The organism is Paraburkholderia sp. RL17-383-BIF-A, assembly GCF_046028015.1.
Classification (GTDB): domain Bacteria; phylum Pseudomonadota; class Gammaproteobacteria; order Burkholderiales; family Burkholderiaceae; genus Paraburkholderia.
Map to the genome: position 1 here is coordinate 102,117 of NZ_JARESR010000017.1, position 23,164 is coordinate 125,280.

The window sequence follows — 23,164 nt, forward strand, 5'->3', positions numbered from 1 at the left end:
ATGCGCGGACCCGATTCAGGCGACCGCGCGCAAGGCGACCGGGCGGTCCGGCGCGCGATACTGGCCGACCGCGAAGTCGATGAAGGTGCGCACGCGCATCGAAAGGTAATTCCGGCCGGAGTAGAGAATCGACACGTGGCGCGAGCCGCCGTTGATCTCGAACTGTTCGAGCACCGGAATCAACGCGCCGCGCGCGAGATCGTCCGCGATGATCGACATGGGCAGCAACGCGATGCCCATGTGGTTGAGCGCAGCCGCACGCACCATCGCGCTGCTGGTGGCGGTGAGCGCACTGCCGGTGCTGACGCGATAGATGCCGTCGGCATCCGCGAACTCCCAGGCTCGCGACGAACCGTCGGACACGGTCAGCAGACCGTGCCGGTTCAGCGCCGCGGGATCGCGAGGCGTGCCGTTGCGTGCGAGATAGGTGGGCGAGGCAACGGTGAGCTCGTCGACGCTGGTGAGTGTGCGGCTGACCAGGCTGGAATTGGCGAGGCGCCGGTCGTCGGAGAAGCACACATCGAAGCCGCCCTCCACGAGATCGATGTGCGTATCGAACGTGGTCACGTCGAAGTCCACGCGTGGATGCAGCGCGCGGTAAGCGGCGAGTAGCGCGCCCAGCCCCGTGGTGGCGAAGGTCATTGGCGTGGCGATCCGTAATGTGCCTTGGGGGTCGCGCGTGGTTTCAAGCAGACTGGATTCCATTTCGTCGAGCTTTTCGATGATCGCGCGGCAACCGTCCAGATATTCGCGCCCCACGTCCGTCAGCGAAAGACTGCGCGTGGTGCGGTTCAGCAAGCGCATGTTCAGATGCGCTTCCAGGGTGCCGACGCTGCGCGTGACCGCCGCCGCGGACATACCTAACTGTCTCGCCGCGAGATTGAAGCTGGCGAGATCGACTACCCGAATGAAGACACGCATCGCTTGTAGCTGGTTCATGTTGGAACGGTAGAGAAGGGCGATGGACGCATCATCGGCGATGGTGGATAAATCCGCGCTGCTAGGTGCATTAAGTCTTTTTTAATTTCGTGCAATGTTCATGAACTGCGTGCGCGAACTGCTTCCGGTTCCGGAAATAAAGATCAGCAAAACTAAGCAAGGAGAAAGCGCGCGGACGAGGCGCGCTTATGGAAGAGGCTTGAATGAAAGTGACGGCAGCCGGGGTGCGTCCGAAGTGGGGGGCTGCATGGCGCGGTGCACGCGTGATCTGAAACGCAGTGCTGCGCGACGCGCAACAAACCCCCGCGCGCGGATGCTTCAGCTGAGCATGCCGTGAGTTGCCCGCGAGTCTTCCAGGTGGCGCGTGAGCGCGTGATGCAATTTGGCGAGGTTTTCGGCCGGCAGTGCGAAACCGGCCCAGCCGAGACCGGAATGACGCAGGAACAGCACTGCGCCGTCGTGCAGCGGATGCTTTTCGGTGTGCCAGCACGGGTCGATCTCGATCACATACTGGTGGGTGCGCAGCGGCTCCGTGGGCACTTCCGGGCGCATGGCGGCGCGCAAGACGCCGAGGTGTTCGATCACCGCGTCCAGATCGGCCGCCTCGAGCAGTACGACGCCGCCTTCGACGGCGATGCGAACCGCGTTCTGACCATATTCGTTGACTCTTTCAATGCTCATGGGGCGCGACATGTCCTGGCTCCTTGTGCAACTATCACGGTGCAGGAATTATGTCGCGGCCATGCCGGGGAAATCCTTAAAGTGCGCGATCCGTGGATGAAACTTTGTTTAAGGAACGTGCGCACCGCACCGGCCCTGCGATCCGCCAGAGTTCCGACCGCCGCGCGCTGCAAATATCGATTAAGTCATACTTTTAACCGGCCCGATGTTTCAATATAGAAACATTTTTAGTCGTTCGAGAAATGCGCTGAAAAACCTTAAATCGAAGTTGAACGGATAAATAACGACCGGTTGCATCGAGGTGGCCGTTAAATTCCCGATTTGCGAATGAAGGTGCTATGGAACGGTCATTATCTGCGAGGTTTGGATTTCAGGTTTGAAACACTTTTGAATGTGGCTGCGACATACGTAAGTCACAAAACAGCTTGCTTGACAGGGGCGTGAGCGATACGCCACGATGACCGAAAAGGTCGTCTGGTAGCCACTTCCGGCGCTGGAGCCAAAGTTCAGTGCCGCAGCGATTGGCAGCGGATCCGATACGACCAGCGTGCCTCATATCAAACACCCGATAACTGCTTTCTTCATACATTCCGTTTTTCGATAGTATTTGTTTTTCAAATTTACTATAGCGAGGGGTTCGGCTAACATCACGCTTAATCCGTTAAGTGGCGTTGTCCGAAATCTTCCTCGTCATAATCATTCCGTTCATATCGGCCGCTAACGGGATCGGGGTCCACAATGTACGACAGCCTGGGGAAATATCATGCCGCACATGCACCTTGATACTGCGAGGATCACCTGGCTGCATACGCCGACACTGAGCGCGCGTAATGCGACGCGGCGAATCGGCGTGTTGCTTTTCGACGGCTTCTGGCTTCTGGGGCCGGGCACGGTGGTGGAGATGTTCCAGACCGCCAATGAACTCACCGCGTCACGCGCTGGCGAAGAACAGCCTTACGAAGTGCAATTCCTTTCAATGGACGGCGGCAGCGTCGCCAGCTCCTCTTCGGCGCGCATCTGGACTGACCGGATCGACGCGCGTTTCGGCAGCGGCTTCGACGTACTGTTTATCGCCGGTGGCTACGGTGCGCATGTGGCGGCGCGCGACGAGCGCGTGCTTGGCTGGCTGCGCGCGGTGCAATCGCGCACTCGCGCGATCGAAACGATCGGTGAAGGTCGGCTCGTTCTGGAAGCGGCCTGCCCGTCGGATCACGACGGACCGCAGGTGAACCGCTATCTGAACAGCGTGACCAACGACTCCGCACTGAGCGCATCGAATGATCGGCATGACTGTGCGCGCAGCGCGCTCATGTTCATCAAGCGTGACCTTGGCGCCGAACTCGCCCGCAGCGTCGCCGACCGTGTGATGCCCGGCATGGCCGCCACCTGGGTGCCGTTGCCGGCTGAAGGTGGCACGCTCAGCGTGGCCGAAAAAATCCGTGCCGCGGCGCGGTGGATGGAGGCGAATTGCGACCGTCCGGTTTCGGTGGCGGACGCCGCGCAGGTGGCGGCGATGAGCGAGCGCAATTTTCTGCGGCGTTTCAAGCACGAAATGCAGGTCACCCCGTCGGACTATCTGTTGCAGATACGCCTGCGCATTGCCTGCAACTTCCTGACCGAGACCGAATTACCGGTCGACAAGATCGCGCGCCGCAGTGGTACGGGTAATGGCGATCGTCTGGCGAAAATCTTCCGCAAGCGCATGGCGTTATCTCCAACGGAATATCGCGCCCGCAGCCGCGTCGTGACGCAGGCGTAGTGTTGGTGAATGCGGCTGCGCCATTAGCCGCGCGCCTTATGCGAATTGGACGCGGCCGCCATCACGGCCGCGTTTTCGCCGGTCTAGCTTCTTACGAGTACAGCGGCAATGGGCAACAAGGTGATCGCGACGGCATTGCCGGAGGTCAAGCTCATCGAGCCCGAGGTGTTTTGCGACGAATTCGGCTTCTGCTTCGAGAGCTTTAGCGAGGACGAGTTTAACTGTGACGTCTCGCAAGCTTTCCAGTTTGTGCAGGACCGGCATTCGAGCGCGGTGCATGGCGTATTGCGCGGGCTGCACTATCAGGTGCAGCGTCCTCAAGGGCGGCTCATGCGGGTCGTCGTGGGCGAAGTGTTCGGCGTCGCCGTGGACGTACGGCTCAATTCGCCGAATTTCGGCAAGTGGTGCGGGGCGCATCTGAGCGCGGCCAACCACCGCCAGATCTGGGTGCCGCCGGGCTTTGCGCACGGTTTCGTGGTGCTGTCCGACGTCGCCGAGTGTTTGTGGAAGACCACGGAATACTGGTTTCCCGAACTGGAGCGCTGCATCCTGTGGCGCGATCCCGACATTGGCATTGAGTGGCCAATCGATTTCGAGCCGATCCTCGGCGCGAAGGATGCCGCGGGCCGGCGTCTCTACGAAGCGGAAAACATCGCCTGAGCGCAGCGCGGAGTGCAGCCGCGCGTGCCGCTGTCCTGCGCTTCCGATCAGCGGCTTGCGACCACGGCGCCGACACTTGCAGTGACCACCAGCAGCGAACCCGCGATCTGCAATACCCCCATCGCCTGATTCAGCACGACGAAGCCCGCTAACGCGCCGATTGCCGGTTCGACACTCATCAGGATCCCGAATGAACCGGCCGGCATGTGCCGCAATGCCACCATTTCGAGCGCATACGGCAGCAGCGGGACCAGTAGCGCGAGGCCCGCCGTCGCCGCGACCTGGGCGCCCGCGACGTGCAGCCCGCTTTGCGCCAGTCCGAACGGCGTGGCCACGAGCGCGGCGGCGATCAGCGACACCGACAGTCCTTCGAGTCCCGCGAACAGGGTGCCGGTCTTTTTCATCAACACGATATAGCTGCCCCAGCCGAGCGCCGCGGCGCACGCGAGCAGCACGCCGAGCGGTTCGCCGATCCAGCCGGCGCGATCGCGCGAAAGCAGTATCACACCGGCAATCGCCAGCGCGGGCCACAGCAATGCCCGCGCGCGGCGCACCGCGAAGGTCGCCACTGCGAGCGGCCCGAGAAAGTCGATCGCGACGGCAAGCCCTAGCGGAATGCGCTGGAGCGCCGTGAAGAAGCACAACGTCATGCCGGCCATCGCCGCGCCGAGCGCGCCGGCGGCCATCCAGTGCGAACGCGAGTAGCTTCTGAAGCGCGGGCGCACCAGCAGCGCGAGCACCAGCGCCGCCCAGCACAGGCGCAGCCACGTGGTGCTGAGCGAACCGTATGCGGCCATCGTCGGTGCGGAGAGGGCGGCGCCGAATTGCACGCTCGACATCGACAGCACGCACAGCAACGCCGCCCCGGCGGCGGCGCGGGCCGGCTTCACGTCGTTCTGCGAGGAATTCAGCGGGGATTGAATAGTCGTGTCCTGCATGGTCGTCGGTGTGCCGCTCGATGGAATCTGTTGACCCTATCTTATCGGTGCGTGCGGTATTAAGATAAGTTGATATTTCTTATGCCGACTTCAAGAACTTTTATGACCCGAGATCTCGACAGCAGCCTGCTGCGCGCCTTTGTCACCGTGGCGGAGACGGGCGCGGTGGGTGTGGCGGCGGCGCGGCTCGCGCGTACTCAGGCGGCGGTGAGCATGCAGTTGCGCCGGCTCGAAGAAGAACTGGGGCAGCGTTTGCTCGACCGCTCGCCGCGCGGCGTGCAACTCACCGAAGCCGGGCATCTGTTGCTGCCCTATGCTCACACGATCCTCGGTGCGGGTGCCGACGCGCGCCGCGCGTTGGGCGCCGGGCAAGTGTCCGGCACCGTGCGGCTCGGTATGCTGGAGGACATTGCGGTCGGCCGTTTGCCGCGGGCATTGCGGCGTTTTTCGATCGCATACCCGCAAGTGGCGCTGGAAATCGTGGTCGACAGCAGTGCGGCATTGTCGAACCGGCTCGCGGACGGCAGCCTCGACGTGGTGGTCGGCGATCCCGCGCTGGTCGACGCCGCGCCGCTTCTTACGTGGACGCAGCCCCTCTTCTGGGTCGGCGCGCGCGGCTTTGGCCGCGACGCGCGGGCGCCGTTGCCGGTGGTGGCATTCGGCGACGCGTGTCTGTGGCAGCAGCAGGTGCTGACGGCGCTACGGCGCGCGGGGATCGCGTGGCGCATCGTGTGCACGAGCACCAGCCTGCCGGCCGTGCAATCCGCCGTCGAAGCCGGGCTTGGCGTATCGGTGCTGCTCGACGGCAACATCCGCTCGGAGTCGATGCGCGTGCTCGGCCAGGCCGAGGGTTTGCCCGATGCGCCAACGGCGGACTTCGGGCTCTTCATGCGGGAGGTTTCCGGCGCGCAGGCGGCGGCCGTGCAAACCTTGCAAACGTTCCTCTGCGAGGAATTGCATCTCGGCTTGCGCGAAGGCGAGCCACAGCTTGCGTCGGCTGCGGGCTAGTGCGCCATTCAGCGCTCCCATGTGAGTTTTTACGACATTTTTTCTTGAGACGCACCCACTCGAAATCTACACTTCGGGCATCCTGATACCGCGAGGTGCTCAACGTGAAGCGACGTGCAACGACGCAACAATCCGTTCGTATCGATTACGTGTGTCACGGCGTGGGCCGTGTCGAATTGCGCCGCTTCGATCCGGCGCGCGATTCGTTCGTTGCGCTGACGGCAATGTTGCATCGCGCCTTCACGCCGCTCGGCGCGATGGGCCTCAATTGCACTTACGTCGATCAGACCGTCGAGACGACACGCCTGCGCGCAACGCGCGGCGATTGCTATGCGGCGGTATGCGCCGGACGCATCGTGGGTACGATGACGCTCTATGCCCCGGACCGTGAGTCGGCCTGCGAGCTTTACCGTCGCGACGATATCGCCAGCTTGCGGCAGTTCGCGGTCGAGCCGGTGTGGCAGGCGCGCGGGATCGGCACCTTGCTGATCGCATTCGCCGACCATTGGGCCGCGACGCGAGGTTATGCCGAGCTTGCGCTCGATACGCCGCAACCGGCCGCGCATCTGATCGCGTTTTACCGTGGCCAGGGGTTTCGTATCGTCGATTTCGTGCGCTTCGACGGCAAGCGTTACGACAGCGCGATCCTGAGCAAGCCGCCGGTGGCGACGCGCACGCTCGCCAACTGGTCGCATCGATTGAGCGCGCGAGCGCAGATTGCGCGAGCGGCGTGAACACTGGGACGCGCCGAGCGTGAGTCAATGGCTGGCGAGGCGCAGCTCACAACGATCTAAATGTATCGGCGCGATGAATCGTCAATTTGATCGGGCTTTAATCGTCGACTGTCAGCCCACTGTGCGCGATTCCTTCGAGCAAATCGTCGCGTAGCGCGTCCAGCGCAGGATCGCGCAAGTTTCGAGGGCGCGGTGCAGCGATGTGGATCTCACGCGTGATGCGGCTCGGGCGCCCATCACCAGGCGGCGACAACAACAGCACGCGGTCAGAAAGATAAAGCGCTTCGTCGAGATCGTGCGTGACCAGCAGCGCGGCTGTCCTGTGTGCATGCGTCAACGAAAGCAGGACGTGTTGCAAGCGTGAGCGCGTGATCGCGTCGACGGCGCTGAACGGCTCGTCGAGCAGCAGCAGGTCGGGCTCCGCGAACAGGCCGCGCGCCAGCGCCACACGTTGCGCCATGCCGCCCGACAGCCGCTTGGGCAGCGCATCGCGAATGCCTGGCAGACCGACCTCGGCGAGCAGCGCATCGACGCGTGGATCGTGTCCCTGTCGCGGTCCGGCCGCGAACGCGATATTGTCGGCAACGCTTAGCCACGGCAGCAGCCGCGGCTCCTGAAAGATCACGCCGATCCTCCCGGAAGGGCCGCGCTGCGGTTGCTGCTCAAGCAGCACCGAACCCGCGGTGTCCCGATCGAGGCCTGCAATCGCGCGAAGCAGCGTGCTTTTTCCACATCCGCTGGGGCCGACCAGACTGACGATCTCACCGCGAGCCACTTCAAACGATACCTGTTCGAACACCGTGCGTTGCCCGAAGCGCCGGGTCAGCCCGCGCACTTCGAGCATGGCGGCGGGAGCATGGCTCATTGCGCGTCTCCCGGCCCATTGCGTGCGTCGCGCCAGGACAGCATGCGCGTCTCGATCGCCTTGAAGGCCCCGTCGCTCAGTTTGCCGAGCAGCGCGAGCAGCAGGATCGCGCCGAAGACGAGATCAGGCCGGCCAGTCTCGCGCCCGTCGCTCAGCAGATAGCCGAGTCCGCACGTCGCGGCGATCAGCTCCGCGGCAACCATGAACATCCACGCAAGGCTCAGGCCGGTACGCAAGCCCGTGAAAATCTGCGGCATCGACGCGGGCAGGAGGATGCGTGTGAACAGCGCGCGTCGCGTCAGCCGGTTGACTTCACCGAACTCGATCAGCTTGCGGTCGACGCCCTGTATGCCGGCCACGACGCCAAGCTGCACCGGAAAGAATGCGCCAATCGCGATCAGCGTGATTTTGGGGGCTTCGTCGATACCCATCCAGAGCAAAAGGATCGGCACCCAGGCGAGCGAAGGAATCGCGCGCAGCGCCTGAAACGCGGGGTCGAGCAGTGCATCGACGCGGCGACTCAGCCCCATGGCCGCGCCGATCAGCAATGCAAACACGGAGCCGAGTGCAAAGCCTGCGCACACGCGCGCGACGCTCGCGCCGACATGCCGCGCGAGGCGTGTGCCGCCGAGTTCCCACAGCGTTTCTACGATAGAACTCGGCGCGGGCACGAGGTGCGCCGGCAACACGGACGACCGGACCAGCGCTTCGATCGCTGCGAGAAATAAAACCGGCAGCGCAAGCCCGGCATAGCGCCACGGGCGCAACGGGTCGCGGGTGCGCTGATCCAGCACTGGCTCGTTCGCGGACAGCCGTTGCGACGCGCGGCTCGCAAGCGCGAGCGTCTCTTCAGTGGCGGCCATGGTTGCCACCGCCGGTGCATGCACTGACTGCTTGCGAGATTCGTATTGAGCACATTATTTCGCGTTGGTGTTAGCGGACGCGATGACAGGTTGGGCGATTTTCGGATCGATCAACGCGTCGATGACCTGGTTGAGATCCGTCCCGCTCTTCACCAGTTGCTCATCGACGAGAATCGGCGCCGCGGCTTTGAGCGCGGCGATCTGCTGCGCGCCGGGCTGCGGGTGGCTGAAGTCGTTACGGCTGAGTTGCAGCTTCGCGACCGCGAGCGACACCTTCGATTCTTCGGAGACGATCTTCGCCGTGTCGTCGGGATGCGCGGCGATCCACACGCGCGCTTTCTCATACACCTTCAGCACGCGGGCGAGCGCGTCCCCATGCTCGCGGATAAAGTCCTCGCGCGCGTTCAGGAAGCCCCACGTATTGAAGTCGACGTTCCGGTACAAGAGGCGCGCGCCGTCGTCCACCTGCGCGGCGGCCATGTGCGGATCGAGACCGGCCCATGCGTCGACCTGTCCATTGGCAAGGGCGGTGCGGCCATCCGGATGCTGGAGATTCACGAGTTCGACGTCGTCGCGCGACAGTCCCGCCGTATGCAGCGCGCGCAACGTGAAGAGGAACGGGTCGGTGCCCTTGGTTGCGGCGATCTTCTTGCCTTTCAGGTCGGCGAGACTCTTGATGGGCGAGTCCTTGCGTACGACGAGCGCGGTCCACTCGGGGCGCGAAAAAATATAGACGGCGCGGATCGGATTGCCGTTCGCCTTGCCGAGAACGGCGGCCAGACCCGCCGTCGAGCCGATATCGATCGCGCCGCTGTTCAGATACTCGAGCGCGCGGTTGCTGCCGAGGCTGAGCACCCATTTGACCGGGGTATGGTCGGCGGCGAACTCCTGTTCCAGCCAGCCGTTGCGCTTGATGACGAGGCTTTCCGGCGAGTAATACGCGTAGTCGAGCTTCAGTTCGGCAAGCGGCGCAGCCTGCGTGCTGCCAACGAAGCACAGCGCGAGCGCGGCCGCTGCTGTCGTCATGAACTTGCGCAGAACGCGCGCGCGGCGAGCGGGCGATTGGTGTGCCGCCGCGAAGAATGCAAAACCCCGAACCAGTGCCATTGATTGTCCTTGTGATCGATCTTGATCTGGACGTTCAATGTAGCGAAAGCGCTCACGCAAGCGAACCAATTAAAGTTCAGAATCAAAGCAGTTCTGGCGCTATTGCAGAGCAGGGGCGGTGGGCGGAGCGAGGAGGGAAGAAATCCAGGGAAGAACCCCGGCACGGGCAGCAATAATTGCAATACCGTGTGGCAAGTATTGCAACGTAGTGCTGATTCTCGCGCCGGGATAGGGGTGTTTCCGCCGAAACGGACTAGGCGCTCATCAGCGTCGCATCACGCCCATCAGCAAGGTGACGAGGAAGATCACCACGAAGATGAAGAACAGGATCTTGGCGATTTCCGTCGCGCCTGCGGCAATGCCGCCAAAGCCGAATACTGCGGCGATGATTGCGATAATGAAGAAGATTGCAGCGTATCGAAGCATGGGGCCTCCCACCGGTGGATTGCTGGATTGATCATGAGAAACGGCGACTCGTTGTGGGCACTGCGTGCCTTGACGGGTTATTTGCCGGCGAGCGGAATAGAGCAATAGGTGTGCCCAGACCCGGCGTCTCGCGCGCTGCCTAGAATCGCGGGAGGGTGCGTTGCGCCTTCTGGCGCATCATTCCTTCCGTGTGCCTCAGCCGTTCTGAAAGACAAAGTCACACCGCTGCGGCGCACGGCTCATGGCTTACGGCCTGTTTTCTTCTTTTGAGCGTAGATCAAGGCGCCAGTTTCAACGGGGATAAACGGCGCCTGAAAGTGATCGATCAGAAAGTCGATGAATGCCCGTGCGCGCGCGGTCTGGTTCCGCTGGTTGGGATAGTAGACAAACAGATCGGCCGAAGGCAGCACCGTTTCCGGCAAGACGAGTTTCAATCTGCCGCTCTGAACGTACTTCGCGAGATCCCACTCGGAGCGGATCAATATGCCGTGCCCGTCGAGCGCCCACCGCAGCACGATATCGCCGTCATTGCTCGACAGCGCTCCTTTGACTTTCAGCGCTTCGGTGTGGTCGCCCTGCATATATCGCCAGACGCCATAGGCATCGTCGTTCTGCCGATGAATGATGCAACGGTGCCGAACGAGGTCCTCCACGCGTTCCGGTGTCCCAAAGCGTTCGAGGTATTTGGGCGAGGCGCAAAGAAAACGGCGATTGCTCATGATGCGCCGCGCGCTAAGCCGGCTGTCGGGAAGCTCGCCGAAGCGGATCGCCATGTCGAATGCTTCTTCCACGAGGTCGATGGGCCGGTCGGTGACTTCAAACTGAATTTCGACATTCGGAAAGCGCTTCGCGAAGTCAGACACGAGCGGCGCGATGGTCGTACGCCCGAAACCCAGCGTGGCATTGATCCGTAACAGGCCATGAGGGTCCGACCGAGTCCCGGATATCTCGTCTTCCATCTGCCGGATCTGCCCGACAATTTGCGCGGCATAGTGCAGATAGGTCTCGCCTTCCGGCGTCAGGCTGACGCTGCGCGTGGTTCTGTTGACCAGCCGCGCGCCCAGTTTCTGTTCGATCAGCCCCAGACGTTTGGTTGCCGCCGGCGGGGTGAGGTCGAGAGCGCGCGCCGCGCCCGACAGGCTTTTCAGTCTGGCAAGGAGGATGAAAAACTCGAAATCGGATGCCGGGTCAGTGGCCACTCTGGTTATTCGCCTAAAGTAAAAAATGAAATGAATTTAGGCGAATTCTAGCGCGGCGTTTCGCGGATAAGCTAGTTTCCATTGCAGCCTGACGCATGCAATACGTGCCCAAAACTCAGGAGACCCCGCGATGAGAATCGTTGAAATCCGCGAAAAAACCGTTCCGATCAGTTCCCCGATCCGCAATGCCTACATCGACTTCAGCAAGATGACGCTGAGCCTCGTCGCCGTGGTGACGGATGTCATGCGCGACGGAAAGCCGGTAGTCGGTTACGGCTTCAATTCCAATGGCCGCTACGGCCAGGGCAAGCTGATGCGCGAGCGCTTCATTCCGCGCATTCTCGAAGCCGATCCCACCACGCTCGTCAACGACGCCGGCGACAACCTCGATCCGCACAGGATCTGGGCCACCATGTTCACGAATGAAAAGCCGGGCGGCCATGGCGAACGCTCGGTGGCGATCGGCACCATCGACATGGCAATCTGGGACGCGGTGGCGAAAATCGAAGGCAAGCCGCTGTTTCAGTTGCTGGCTGACCGCTACGGTAATGGGCAACCGGACCGCAAGATTTTCGTTTATGCGGCGGGCGGTTACTACTATCCCGGCCAGGACCATGGAAAGCTGAAAGACGAAATGCGCAGCTACATTGACCGGGGCTATACGGTCGTGAAGAAGAAAATCGGCGGTGCTTCGCTCGATGAAGATCTGCGCCGCATCGACTCGATTCTGAGCGTGCTGGGTGACGGACAGAAACTTGCTGTCGACGCCAATGGCCGCTTCGATCTCGACACGGCGATCCAGTACGCCAAAGCGCTCTCGCAATACGACCTGTTCTGGTACGAAGAACCGGGCGATCCGCTCGACTACGAATTGCAGGCCACGCTTCGCAATTACTACGACAAGCCCATGGCGACCGGCGAAGACCTGTTCTCGATGCAGGATGCCCGCAACCTCATTCGCTACGGCGGCATGCGTCCTGATCGTGACTGGCTGCAGTTCGATTGCGCGTTGAGCTATGGCCTCGTCGAATATCTGCGCACGCTCGACATGCTGCATCAGCACGGCTGGTCGCCGAGCCGCTGCATTCCGCACGGCGGACACCAGATGTCGTTGAACATCGCCGCCGGCCTCGGGCTGGGCGGCAACGAATCGTATCCGGACCTTTTCCAGCCCTACGGCGGTTTCCCCGACGGCGTGAAAGTGGACAACGGCTATATCACCATGCCCGATCTGCCGGGCATCGGCTTCGAAGGAAAGGCCGATCTCTTTGCCGAGATGCAAAAGCTGTCGGCATAAGTCCTTAGCAACCCTACACGCCGGCACGTGTGTCGGCGTGGCGTTCACAAAAACAGACAAAGAGAACGCCGGAGAATTCGGTCCGTGCGCACCGCGGTGGTGGATGCCGCTGCGAGTGCTCACCCTGAATTTCATTAGAAGATGCCACGCATAGGAGACAGTCATGCGGGTTTCAAAGATTGGAAAATCGCTTTCCAGGCTCTACGTACAGGTTCTGATTGGCATTGTTGCCGGTGTCCTCGTCGGCCATTTCTACCCTGACATCGGTTCTCAACTCAAACCACTGGGCGATCTGTTCATCAAACTGATCCGGATGCTGCTTGCGCCGATCATCTTCGCATCCGTTGTCGTGGGTATTGCCCGCATGAACGATCTTCATGAGGCCGGCCGCGTGGGCGTCAAGGCGCTCGTGTACTTCGAGGTTGCCTCGACGATTGCTCTTGCCGTTGGCCTCGTTGTCGTGAACGTCATCAAGCCGGGCAGCGGTATGAACATCGATCCCGCCCATATCGACAGTTCGTCGATTTCTACCTACACCCATGCGGCGCAACAGCACGGCATGCTCGAGTTCTTCATGAGCATCGTGCCGAACAGCGTTGTCGGCGCGTTTGCGAATGGCGATATCCTGCCGATCATTTTCTTTTCGCTACTGTTCGCGATCGCTCTCGCTAAACTGGGTCCACGTACCGCGCCGTTCGTCGACATGCTCGACATGTTCCTTCAGGGCATGTTCGGCGTCGTGCGAATCGTGATGTATGTCGCGCCTGTCGGCGCGTTTGGCGGCATGGCATTTACCATCGCGAAGTACGGAATCGGCACGCTGGCATCGTTCGGTCAGTTGATGCTGTGCCTTTACCTGACCTCGATTTTCTTCGTGGTCGTCGTGCTTGGACTGGTCATGCGAATGAGCGGATTGTCGCTGTGGAAGTATCTCCGCTATATCAAGGACGAAATCTTCATTACGCTCGGTACGGCTTCGACCGAAGCAGTGCTGCCGCAGATGATGATCAAAATGGAGAAGCTGGGTTGCTCGCGCCCTGTGGTCGGGATGGTGCTGCCTACAGGCTATACGTTCAATGCCGACGGTACGGCGATTTACCTGACCATGGCTTCGATGTTCGTTGCGCGAGCGCTGAACATCCACCTGACGATCTGGGACCAGCTTCTGCTTCTCGGCGTGCTGCTGCTGACATCCAAAGGGTCGGCGGGCGTAGCCGGAGCCGGGTTCGTCGCACTGGCCGCCACGCTGGCCTCGATGCACAAGATCCCCGTGTCCGGACTGGTGCTGCTGTTAGGTGTCGACCGCTTTCTCAACGAGGCGCGAGCGGTCACGAACCTGATCGGCAACGGAGTGGCGACCATCGTGGTGGCGCGATGGGAAGGTGCGCTCGATATGAACCGCGCCCGCGCCATGCTCGACAAGGTCGACACGAACCTCGATGCGCTGGAGTTACCCGCGCAGGCGCCGACGGATCGGACGCCTCCAGATGACATCGTTATCCGGCCCCGCACGCATTGAATCGACCTCCGTGATCAACCGGCGCGACCTCGCGCCGGTGTATTCACCGGGCGTTGCATTCGCTTGTGAGGAATCGACACGAGAGATGATTGTCACGCGCATCACAGCAAACATCCGGTGGCGCGCGTTGCCATTACCTACACTTGGATTGCGCGCAGAACGCTTTCGCGCATCAACGGCGCAATAGCGTTCGCGATCCGACTTGCGCGTCTGAATCCCGTCTCGTGTCAATCGTAAGGGGAATCGTCATGGCGACGTATGTGGTACTTGCACAATTCACTGATCAGGGAATCCGTAACATCAAAAACAGCCCGCAGCGTGCGGGTCAAGCGGCGGAATTAGCCAAGACCTTTGGCTGTGAAATGAAAGAGATCTACTGGACGTTGGGCGAATATGACATTGTCACGCTGATCGAAGCACCGGACGAGCAGAGCTTCGCGTCATTCGGATACGCGCTGGGCTCGGCCGGCAACGTCCGCACGCGAACGCTGCGCGCTTTTACGAAGGACGAGTGCAGCGCGATTATCGGCAAACTTCCATAAAACGCGCCCCCGCGCGCAACGCAAAAGCCCTGCAGACGAAAACCGCCGGCAGGGCAGAGCGCTCAACAAATACAGTTCTCAACCGACGGGCATTGAAACGAAACGCATCGCGCCCGCCGCGGCCAGCATCATGGCGGCATGAGTCATGCCGCCATGAGTTGGCGCATCAAGGCTTGGCGGCGTCCGTCACCTCATCGCTCCAGTAGGGCGGCAGTGCTTTATACGGATTGCCACCGGACAGCGACGTCACATACACGCCGCCCGCGCCGTGCGCCTTCGCGTATTGCACGACGCCCGGCAGTTGCGCGGCGGTCGCGCCGTACACCATGTGCACGAAGCGGCTCTTCGGATAGGCGGCCTGCCAGCTCATCGGCTGGTATTTCGCGTAGCTCTTGGCGGTGCTCTCGAACACGACGAACTGGTCGGCCGTCGGCAGGCTCGCGTACAACTCAGGAATGTTGGTGCCCGGATTGGCCGTTACCGAATAGGTGGCGTTCAGCCCTTTGATGTAGTTGTAGATCGACTGGTAGAACTGGATGTGCGACATCTGGCTGTCGGACGTCATCTCGTCGATGAAGAAGCCGTCCACCTTATACAGCGCCACATAAGTGTTGATGTCGGTCACGACCGCCGACAGCGAGCGCTTGCCGTAAGACGTGGACACATAGCCCAGTACCTTGCCGCCCGCGGCGCGCAGTTTGGCGACGGCGGCGGCATAGTTCGGATCTTCCTTGACGCCGGGACCGCTGTTCGGATTCAGAATGGCGGTGGTCGGCACTTTGCGCGCCGTGGTCGTGAGACTGTTCCAGTTCGCGACGCTACTGGTGGCGTTGAAGTAGGAGGGGACGACGACGCTCGTGGTTGTGGTGGTGGCCGCGAAGGCAGTGCCGTTCAGGCATCCCACTAACAGGCCCGCGATCAGTCCGGCCCGTTTCAAACATTTGCCGGTTCGGCCCAGGAGGCGGGTTTTCTCCGCCGATTCCGAAGCAGCAAATGCAAATGCAAATGCAAATTCAACCGCAACCGCACCCATTCCCCGATTTTTTTGCATGTAGCCTCCTGACGCGGTCTTTTGAAACCGCTGTCGATTGGCCCGCCGTGGATACGGCGGGCAACTGGCGAACTCCCGCAGGGGAGTCCCTATAGTTTTGCGTCGCCGGATCGCTCCGGGTTTGCCCAACTGCGCTAACGGCATCCCTTCGGATTTCTTTAGGGCGCCGTTCGATTTTTTTTGCCGCGTTTGAAGCGAGAGGCGTGTGACCGATGTTCCGATATCGTTTTTGGGAATTTGCTTTTCGGTATTTTTTGTACCACACGTGCGTTGTCCAAATCATTTAAATGAATCGAACGCTTTACGAAAAAGCACGCCAGTTCAAATTTTTTACGATTATTGATCAGAAGATTGAAGTTCGGCGGAGTATCGATCGGACTTGCTGCAGCGATTTACCAACACATTCACGAATCGCTTGACGAATCGATTTTGGAGGAGCGGGTCGGGCAATAGCGTTCGCACTTCGGCGCGCAATCGTTTGCCTTTCAATTCAAGTGGATGCGTTTTTCATTGTTTAACTGTCCAGCGTCAGACATTGGCGTATGCGAGCTTGAGACGGTCCTATCTGATGTGCTATCTTCCTCGGCCTTAGCAGGAAACAAACAAAGAGTCGGTTTCGCATCCATCGCAACGTCGAATTTGCGTCGTGTAAATAATGCAGATTGGGCCGGCTTTAAATCAGCTAGCGGAAATTTTCTCCATACGGAGTTAACGCCGCTCGCGTTCAGACTGAACGGGGAAAAGATTTTGGCGATGAAGAAGCGGACCCGGGCGCGCGCCGGCTGGGACTCTTGCGGGGTTGTCGAAAGTGCGGGCGAACGATTTCTTACACGCACCTTGATTGCGGTCATGCTCGGCACGGCCGGTATCGCACCGCTCGTGACGCATGCTGAGGTTGCGCCGTTGCAGTCCGCTGCCGCGGCCGCCAGTTCTGCTTCCTCTCAGCCCAACCTGGCTTTCTTTTACGCGGCCAATCCGCCAGTCGGCGAATTACAGGCATTCGACTCGGTCGTGGTCGATCCGGCTACCGGCTTTGATCCGGCGGCCCATCCGCTGGCTCATACCACGTGGATCGCGCGCACTAACGGTGCGGAGTCCGCCGGTTCGGCCGAGGCTTTCCTCTCCAGTCAGATTGAGCCGCTGTGGCAGCGCGGCTATCGCGGCTTCCTGCTCGACACGCCCGCGGCCATCGCCGCGGCCGGGCGTATTCATGATGCGCATCCGGACGCGCGGCTCGTGGCGGGCGGCGCCGACGTCATGCGCAACGCGCTGCCGTATGCGAAGTCGCTCTACGCGGTGGTCGGCGATTCGCTGATTCGCGGCGTGGACGACGGCGGCCAGCTTCTCGAAGTCGCGGAATCGTTGCGCGCGCAACGCATTGCGGCGGCCCGCGCGTTCACGCAGCAAACCCGCGTGCCTGTCGTGTCGCTGGAGTATTGCGCCCGCAACGACCGGCAATGCGCCCGTGATACGGCCGCGCGCGTCGTGTCGGCCGGCATGCTGCCGTATGTCACGAGCAAGGCCCGCGACGTGGTCGGCATCGGCAAGATCGAAGTGCTGCCGCGCAAGATTCTCGTCGTGCAGGACCGCGACACCAAAGACCCGCTCGACCTGAGCGCCGGCGTGCGCGATCTGGCCACGCCGCTCAACTATATGGGCTACGACGTCGAGTACGCCGACTTCTCGTCGCGTCTGCCGGACGCCATCACGCCAGACCGTTATGCGGGCGTGGTCGCGTGGATCCAGCGCGGCGCGGTGCCCGATCCCGAGGCGTGGCAACGCTGGGTCGCCGCCCGCATGGCGGATCACATTCCGGTCGCCTTCCTCGGCCAGTTCGGCTTCGACGCCGCCGGTTCGGCCGGCGCGGCGCTCGATCTGCAAGCGGTGGGCGGCACGCTGGCCGCGCCGGTCACGGTGGTCAAGAGCGACCCGATGGTCGGCTTCGAAATCAGCCCGAAGCCGGAGCCGCGCGATCTGCAAGGCGTGCGCGTGGGTTCGCGCAGCCAGCCGTTGCTGCGCGTGTCGGCCAACGGCGTCCTGCTCGACCAGGTTGCGCTCACGCCGTGGGGCGGCTATGCGCTGAGTCCTTACACGGTGACCTCGCTCGACAGCATCGAGCAGGAGCGTTGGGCCATTCAACCGATGGCGTTCATGAAAGCGGCGCTGCATTTGCAGGACATGCCGTCGCCGAGCGTCACGACCGAAAACGGCCGGCGTCTGTTCATGTCGCACGTGGACGGCGACGGTTTCGCTTCGCGCGCCGAGTTCCCCGGCCCCGACTATTCGGGCGAAGCGCTGTATCAGCAGATCTTCACCCGCTACCAGGTGCCGATGACACTCTCGGTGATCGAAGGCGAGGTCGGTCCGAAGGGCCTGCATCCGGAGATCTCGCCGCGTCTGGAAGAGATCGCCCGCAAAATGTTCGCGCTGCCGCACGTCGAAATCGGCACGCACACGTATTCGCATCCGTTCCAATGGGAGCAGGTGGACAGCAAGACCGGCGCGCAAGTGGACCGCGGAGGCGGCGACGCGGCGTTCTCGCTGAACATTCCGGGTTATCACTTCAATATCGACCGTGAGATCACCGGTTCGATCGACTATATCAACACGCGTCTCGCGCCGGCCGGCAAGAAGACCGTGATTCTGCAGTGGTCGGGCGACTGCCGGCCGCCGGGTTTCGTCGTGCGCAAGGTGTACGAGGCGGGCGTCTACAACTTCAACGGCGGCGACACGGTCATCACGAAGTCGGCCAATAGCTGGACCAATATCGCGCCGATCGGCGTGGACAAGGGCCCTGGCGCCTATCAGGTGTATGCGCCGAACCAGGACGAGAACGTCTACACGAACGACTGGCAAGGCCCGTTCTATGGCTTCACGCGCGTGCTCGAAACTTTCTCGATGACCGACCGGCCGCTGCGCTTCAAGCCGATCGACATCTATTACCACATGTACAGCGGCACCAAGGTGGCCTCGTTGCGCGCGCTCGACCAGATCTTTTCGACGGTGCTCAAGCAGCCGGTCATGCCGGTCTACGTGAGCGAGTACATCCGCAAGGTGCTCGACTGGCACACGTTCGCGGTGGCGAAAGAGGTGGGCCCGCAGGCGGCCGACTGGATCGTGCGCGGCAATGGCGAAGTGCGCGAGCTGCACTGGCCGCAGGCGGCCAAACCGTCGCTGGATAACGCTTCGGGCGTGACCGGTTTCGCGAACGGCCCCGACGGCACCTATATCCATATCGACGGCGGCAGCGCCCGCTTTGCGATCGGCGGCGCCGCGACCCAGAGCGCGTCGCCGTATATCGGCGAAGCCAACGGTTTCGTGCGCAACTTCCGGCGCACGCCGCAGGGCATGCGTTTCGAATTCGCCGGCCATTACCAGCCGTTCGTCAAGCTGGCCAACGCGCAGCAGTGCAAGGTCAGTGTCAACAACCAGGCTGTCGCCACGCGTCGCGACGGTGATTTCCTGCGTTTCGATACGCAGGCCGATATCGGCCACAAGCTGAACTACAAGTCAGTCGAGGTCGCCTGTGGCCGATAATCGTCCTCGTATCGCGCCCACGTGGCTCGTTCTGCTGCTCGCCGGTGTGGTGTTGATCACGCTGTACCTCGTGCATCCGCGCGGCGGACTGCGCAGCCGGATGACGTCGACCGACGCGCCGAGCGATCTCAGCATTGCCTATCTCGAAGCATGGCTGCGCGTGCAGCCCGACAACACGGAAATCCTCTCGGTGCTCGGCACGCAATATGTGCGTCTGGGGCGCAACGAGGACGCGCGCCGTATCGCCACCCGCATGGAGGCGATTCCCAGCGAACCGATGCATCGCGCGGCGCAGTTGCTGCGCCTGAGCGTCGACACGCGCGAGACGTTCGCGCTGCCCGCCAATGATCCGGGCCGCGAGGCCGCGCTCGCGCGCTTGCGTACCCAGCTCACGAATGCGGCGGCCCTGTCGTGGTCGAATGCCGATCTGCAGATGCTGGCTGAGGCAGCCGCCTCGGTGAACGCGCAACAACTCGCCGGCCAACTCTATGCGCGCCTCGCCGCGCAGGATCCGGCGCAGCAAACGCGGTGGAACCGCGAAGTGGTGCGCTTCGCCATGTACGGCGGCGACTATCGCGGCGCGGCGAACGCCTGGTTCCGCCTGCAAGCGGCCGCGGCGACCTTCGATGCGCAGCGTCAGTGCTTCATCGCCGGCATTCGGGCCTTGCAATCGGGCAATCTGCTCGACGAAGCGCTGGCCGCCGCCAACGAACACGGCGCCGCGTTTGCTCACGATCACGAGACGCTCGTCGTCTTGCTGAACCTGGCGCGCGCCGCGCATCGTCCGGATCTGGTCGACCGTTACGCGAAGGCGCTGGCCGGCTATGCGCAGGCACAGCCGGACGAAGACGGCGCGCTGCGTCTTGTCGACTTCATCCGCGAACGCGCGCACGAAGGCGGTTTGCCGGCGCAGTACGCTTATATGGACGGCCCGCAAGCCGGCGCGGCGCGTGCGTTGCGCGCCCGCACGCATGGCGCGGGTGACGTGCATCTCGTACGCGTCGCGGCATCCACCGTGGCAGCGGGGCATCCCGCATCGGCTGCATCTGCCGCAGCCGCCGCAGCGGCGTCGAGCCTCGCAGCCAATACGGCCGCGGCAGCCGCACCGACGGGCGCGTCGAGCCCCGCAGCCGGATCGAACGCCGCAGCCGCGTCGAACGATGTTCCGAGCCTGCTCTATCAATCGTTCCTCGAATCGAGCGATCTGCCGAATGCACAGCGCGTAGCGACCGAGCAGGTCAGCAAGAATCCGGGCTCGCCGGTCTGGACCAAGCGCCTCGCTCAGGTTGCTGAATGGAACCACGCGTCGCCGCTCGCCTTGCAGATGTGGCTCACTTACGCCCAGGCCACGCACGACCCGGAAGGCTGGAAAAACGTGATGCGTCTCGCGCCGATGCTCAACGACGACAACGCCTATCTGGCCGCGTTGATCCAGGCGTCGAATGCGGCGCCCGGCGATGTCAAGCTGATCGACTCGGTGGTGGCAGCCTACGAACGTCTGGGCCGCCCGGACGACGCGCTCGCGTTCCTGCGCAGCCGCCAACGCAATTCGCCGGCTGAAGCGATCGACTCGCGTCTGGGTCAGCTCGCCGAGCGCTCGGGTCACGACGACGAAGCGCTGACCTACTACCGCAAGCTGAACCAGCTGTACCCGTCGAACACCCAATACGCGATGCGCACGGCGAGCCTGCTGTATCGCCACGGCGACTACAAGGGCGCGCTCGGCACGCTGCTCGCCGCGCGTAAGGGCGCCAAGGACGACGACACGCTGTTCTGGCGCAATGCCGCGCAACTCGCGCGTCTGTTGCAGCGTGACGACATCGCGAACGACGCCTACAAGCATCTGCTGGCGAGCGGCAAGGCCGCGCCCGAAGACCTGAGCGCGATGACGTATTTCTACGACGCCTATCCCGTCGACGCGGCCCGCACGTCCGAGTTGCAGTTCCGCCGCGACCAGTCGCAGCGCGCGCTGCAAAGCGCGATCCACTATTACACCGACGCGGAGCAATACGATCGCGTCGACGCGTTGCTGAAAAGCCTGACGCCGGAGCAACTGGCGGCGGCCGAAGCCGACCCGGCGTTTCTGCGCGTGCGCGCCGAATACTATCGGCAGATCGACCGTCCGCTCGACGCGCTGCACGACCTGCAACACGCGGTGGCGTTGCCGGGCGCGACGCTCGACTTGCGCGCCGCGCTGCTCTGGACGCTGGTGGACTACGGCAGCGAAGCACAACTGCGTGAGGCGGTCGCCGAATGGCGTGACACGCCCGCGCAGGCACCGTCTTTGTGGGGGCCGCTGGCCGCCGCGCAGATGCGTTTGAACCGGCCGGAAGCGGCGCTCAAGTATTTGCGTCTGCAATCGGCGGCCATGTCGCGCGATCCGCTCTGGCAACTGACTTATGCGGAAGCGCAGGAAATGGCGGGGCGCAGCGATCTCGCGTGGTCGATCCGCCGCAACGTCTGGCGTCAGATGCAGCAGGAAGAGGCCGAGGTGCGCGCCAACAGCGCGCAAGGTCAGATCGTGCTGCGCACGCGCGCCTCGCAGGGCAGCGAAGTGCGTGAGCAGATGCTCGGCCGTCGCGTCACGCTCGCATCGATCTTCGAAAACGCGGACGTGTCCAAGGCGTTCCTGATCGATCTGCTCGCGAGCGACGCGGGCCGCAACGACAACGCCGAAGCACGCCGTACGCTGCTCGGCGACGCGGCCGGCCTGCCGCCCGCGCAGCCTGTGAAAGCGCACGCCGCCGTGGCGTCGCCGGATCAGGCGACGCTGAGCTCGTCAGTGGCGCGCGACGTGGCGCTCGCCTGGGCGATGTCGCACGAAGCGAATCCGTTGGCCAGGCGCTGGCTGGCTCGCCAGTACGCTAACGTTCTGGTGCAGCCTTCGGAGCAACTGATCGCGATCGCGCTCGCCGAGAACGACAAGCCCGCCATGGAGCGGCTGCTCGACCAGCAAGGCGCGCGTTTGCCGATCTACAACCGTATCGATGCGTCGATCGCGGTGGACCGTCCGGGCGCGGCTGAAAACCTCGCGTTCCAGGGGCTGGAAGGCGCGCCCTACGATTCGGAGTTGCATAGCCGTCTGGAGCAGACCGCGCTGACGTGGCCGCAATCGCTCGACGCGACCGTAACCAGTTACGTCGAGCATCCGCTCGATTACATCGAACAGACGTTGGCGGGCAGCATCAAGATCGCGGATCTGTACATGGTCGGTGTGAACGGTGTGCAGCGCTTCCAGCACTCCACGGATCAGGGGCAGCTCACCAACGTGCCGTCGGTGGACCGTTCGGTGGAGTTTTTCGCGCGGCGTCAAACCTACGACACGGCCTTCATGGTCACCGTGGGCCGCCGCGAAGCGCTCGACAGTTTCTATAGCGTGGCGGTGGCTGCGGAGTGGGGCAGGAATTCGCCGCTGTCGGTGGCCTTGAAGGCAGGCCGCAACCAGACGGCGCGCGAGTCGCAGGCGTTGCAGGTGGGCGGCATGAAGGACAACGTGGTCGGCACGATCACGTACCGTGCGACGCAGAGTCTGTATGCCACGGGCACGGTCGAAGCCGATCGCTTCTATAGCCAGGCGCGCAACTATCTGGGCAGCGGCGTGCTCTCGACCGGTGAAATCGGTTATCGCATCCGCACGAATTATCCCGACTACACGCTGCGGCTGATCGGTGCGCATGGCGACTACAGCGCAAGCGGCGAGGCCGACGGCCTGATTTCGCGGCTGATTCCCGTGAGCGCCGGTCCGGTTAGCGCGTCGACGTTCATCCCGCAGACGTACTCGCAATACGGGGTCTTCTTCGGCTTCGGCAACGATCTGATCGATCAGTACACGCGTGCGTGGCGGCCGTTCCTCGACGTCGGCGTATTGCACGACTCGTTCCAGGGCTGGGGGCCGTCGCTCAGTCTGGGCCTCGCGGGCACGGTGTTCGGCGGCGATCATGCGGCGCTCTATTTCTCGCATCAGCGCGTCTCGCGTCTCGGTACGCCGGTGACCCAGATCGGCGCTCGCTATAGCTGGTTTTATTGACCCGGATTTCGC

The 23,164-nt window shown here is 62.5% G+C and carries 19 protein-coding genes and 1 riboswitch; of the genes, 9 read left to right on the forward strand and 10 right to left on the reverse strand.

Annotated features, from left to right (window positions below):
* Positions 1-15: 15 nt before the first annotated feature.
* A complete protein-coding gene (locus P0D71_RS20360; RefSeq protein WP_408481770.1) occupies positions 16-939 on the reverse strand; it encodes a LysR family transcriptional regulator in 924 nt (307 codons plus the stop codon).
* 318 nt (positions 940-1,257) lie between these two features.
* A complete protein-coding gene (locus P0D71_RS20365) occupies positions 1,258-1,632 on the reverse strand; it encodes a hypothetical protein (RefSeq protein ID WP_408481772.1) in 375 nt (124 codons plus the stop codon).
* 751 nt (positions 1,633-2,383) lie between these two features.
* Between P0D71_RS20365 and P0D71_RS20370 the strand changes: the two genes are divergently transcribed.
* Both P0D71_RS20370 and rfbC read left to right on the forward strand, forming a co-directional pair.
* Complete coding sequence (locus P0D71_RS20370; RefSeq protein ID WP_091795262.1) at positions 2,384-3,379, forward strand: GlxA family transcriptional regulator; 996 nt, start codon at positions 2,384-2,386, stop codon at positions 3,377-3,379.
* A 108-nt stretch (positions 3,380-3,487) separates the two neighbouring features.
* Positions 3,488-4,039 (forward strand): dTDP-4-dehydrorhamnose 3,5-epimerase, encoded by a 552-nt coding sequence (gene rfbC / locus P0D71_RS20375; RefSeq protein WP_091795259.1) that lies wholly within the window; start codon positions 3,488-3,490, stop codon positions 4,037-4,039.
* 47 nt (positions 4,040-4,086) lie between these two features.
* Here the strand turns inward: rfbC and P0D71_RS20380 are convergent, their stop codons facing one another.
* A complete protein-coding gene (locus P0D71_RS20380; protein WP_408296818.1) occupies positions 4,087-4,977 on the reverse strand; it encodes an EamA family transporter in 891 nt (296 codons plus the stop codon).
* 102 nt (positions 4,978-5,079) lie between these two features.
* On the opposite strand from P0D71_RS20380, the gene P0D71_RS20385 reads away from it, so the two are divergent.
* Entirely contained in the window at positions 5,080-5,985 is a 906-nt protein-coding gene (locus tag P0D71_RS20385) for a LysR substrate-binding domain-containing protein (RefSeq protein ID WP_408481774.1), read from the forward strand.
* 104 nt (positions 5,986-6,089) lie between these two features.
* Positions 6,090-6,719, forward strand: coding sequence for a GNAT family N-acetyltransferase (locus tag P0D71_RS20390; RefSeq protein ID WP_408481776.1), 630 nt, complete (start codon positions 6,090-6,092; stop codon positions 6,717-6,719).
* Positions 6,720-6,816: 97 nt separating this feature from the next.
* Here the strand turns inward: P0D71_RS20390 and P0D71_RS20395 are convergent, their stop codons facing one another.
* The 5 genes from P0D71_RS20395 to P0D71_RS20415 form a co-directional block, all read right to left on the reverse strand.
* A complete protein-coding gene (locus P0D71_RS20395; RefSeq protein WP_408481778.1) occupies positions 6,817-7,584 on the reverse strand; it encodes an ABC transporter ATP-binding protein in 768 nt (255 codons plus the stop codon).
* Positions 7,581-8,447, reverse strand: a complete 867-nt coding sequence (locus tag P0D71_RS20400) for an ABC transporter permease (protein WP_408481779.1) — start codon at positions 8,445-8,447, stop codon at positions 7,581-7,583. The genes P0D71_RS20395 and P0D71_RS20400 overlap by 4 nt, the downstream gene beginning before the upstream one ends.
* A 54-nt stretch (positions 8,448-8,501) precedes the next feature.
* Positions 8,502-9,554 carry an aliphatic sulfonate ABC transporter substrate-binding protein gene (locus P0D71_RS20405; protein ID WP_408481780.1) on the reverse strand — a complete coding sequence of 351 codons (1,053 nt, stop codon included), beginning with the start codon at positions 9,552-9,554 and terminating at the stop codon, positions 8,502-8,504.
* 264 nt (positions 9,555-9,818) lie between these two features.
* Entirely contained in the window at positions 9,819-9,980 is a 162-nt protein-coding gene (locus tag P0D71_RS20410) for a DUF1328 domain-containing protein (RefSeq protein WP_091795242.1), read from the reverse strand.
* 239 nt (positions 9,981-10,219) lie between these two features.
* Positions 10,220-11,179, reverse strand: a complete 960-nt coding sequence (locus tag P0D71_RS20415; RefSeq protein WP_408481782.1) for a LysR family transcriptional regulator — start codon at positions 11,177-11,179, stop codon at positions 10,220-10,222.
* A 130-nt stretch (positions 11,180-11,309) separates the two neighbouring features.
* Between P0D71_RS20415 and P0D71_RS20420 the strand changes: the two genes are divergently transcribed.
* The 3 genes from P0D71_RS20420 to P0D71_RS20430 all read left to right on the forward strand — a co-directional run bounded on the left by P0D71_RS20420 (position 11,310) and on the right by P0D71_RS20430 (position 14,537).
* On the forward strand, positions 11,310-12,476 hold the full coding sequence (locus P0D71_RS20420; protein ID WP_091795236.1) for a mandelate racemase/muconate lactonizing enzyme family protein: 1,167 nt from the start codon (positions 11,310-11,312) through the stop codon (positions 12,474-12,476).
* Positions 12,477-12,639: 163 nt separating this feature from the next.
* Positions 12,640-13,995 (forward strand): C4-dicarboxylate transporter DctA, encoded by a 1,356-nt coding sequence (gene dctA / locus P0D71_RS20425; RefSeq protein ID WP_408481784.1) that lies wholly within the window; start codon positions 12,640-12,642, stop codon positions 13,993-13,995.
* Positions 13,996-14,243: 248 nt separating this feature from the next.
* Positions 14,244-14,537, forward strand: a complete 294-nt coding sequence (locus P0D71_RS20430) for a GYD domain-containing protein (protein ID WP_091795229.1) — start codon at positions 14,244-14,246, stop codon at positions 14,535-14,537.
* 166 nt (positions 14,538-14,703) lie between these two features.
* On the opposite strand, the gene P0D71_RS20435 is transcribed toward P0D71_RS20430, so the two are convergent.
* Positions 14,704-15,588: a spherulation-specific family 4 protein gene (locus tag P0D71_RS20435; RefSeq protein WP_408481787.1), complete on the reverse strand. Its 885-nt coding sequence runs from the start codon at positions 15,586-15,588 to the stop codon at positions 14,704-14,706.
* Between the two features lie 56 nt (positions 15,589-15,644).
* Positions 15,645-15,724: riboswitch (cyclic di-GMP riboswitch) on the reverse strand.
* A gap of 349 nt (positions 15,725-16,073) precedes the next feature.
* A complete protein-coding gene (locus P0D71_RS20440; protein ID WP_408481789.1) occupies positions 16,074-16,439 on the reverse strand; it encodes a hypothetical protein in 366 nt (121 codons plus the stop codon).
* Here P0D71_RS20440 and P0D71_RS20445 point away from each other — a divergent pair.
* Both P0D71_RS20445 and P0D71_RS20450 read left to right on the forward strand, forming a co-directional pair.
* Positions 16,438-19,125 (forward strand): polysaccharide deacetylase family protein, encoded by a 2,688-nt coding sequence (locus tag P0D71_RS20445; RefSeq protein ID WP_408481791.1) that lies wholly within the window; start codon positions 16,438-16,440, stop codon positions 19,123-19,125. The genes P0D71_RS20440 and P0D71_RS20445 overlap by 2 nt on opposite strands.
* Positions 19,115-23,152: a tetratricopeptide repeat protein gene (locus tag P0D71_RS20450; RefSeq protein WP_408481792.1), complete on the forward strand. Its 4,038-nt coding sequence runs from the start codon at positions 19,115-19,117 to the stop codon at positions 23,150-23,152. The genes P0D71_RS20445 and P0D71_RS20450 overlap by 11 nt, the downstream gene beginning before the upstream one ends.
* Positions 23,153-23,164: the final 12 nt, after the last annotated feature.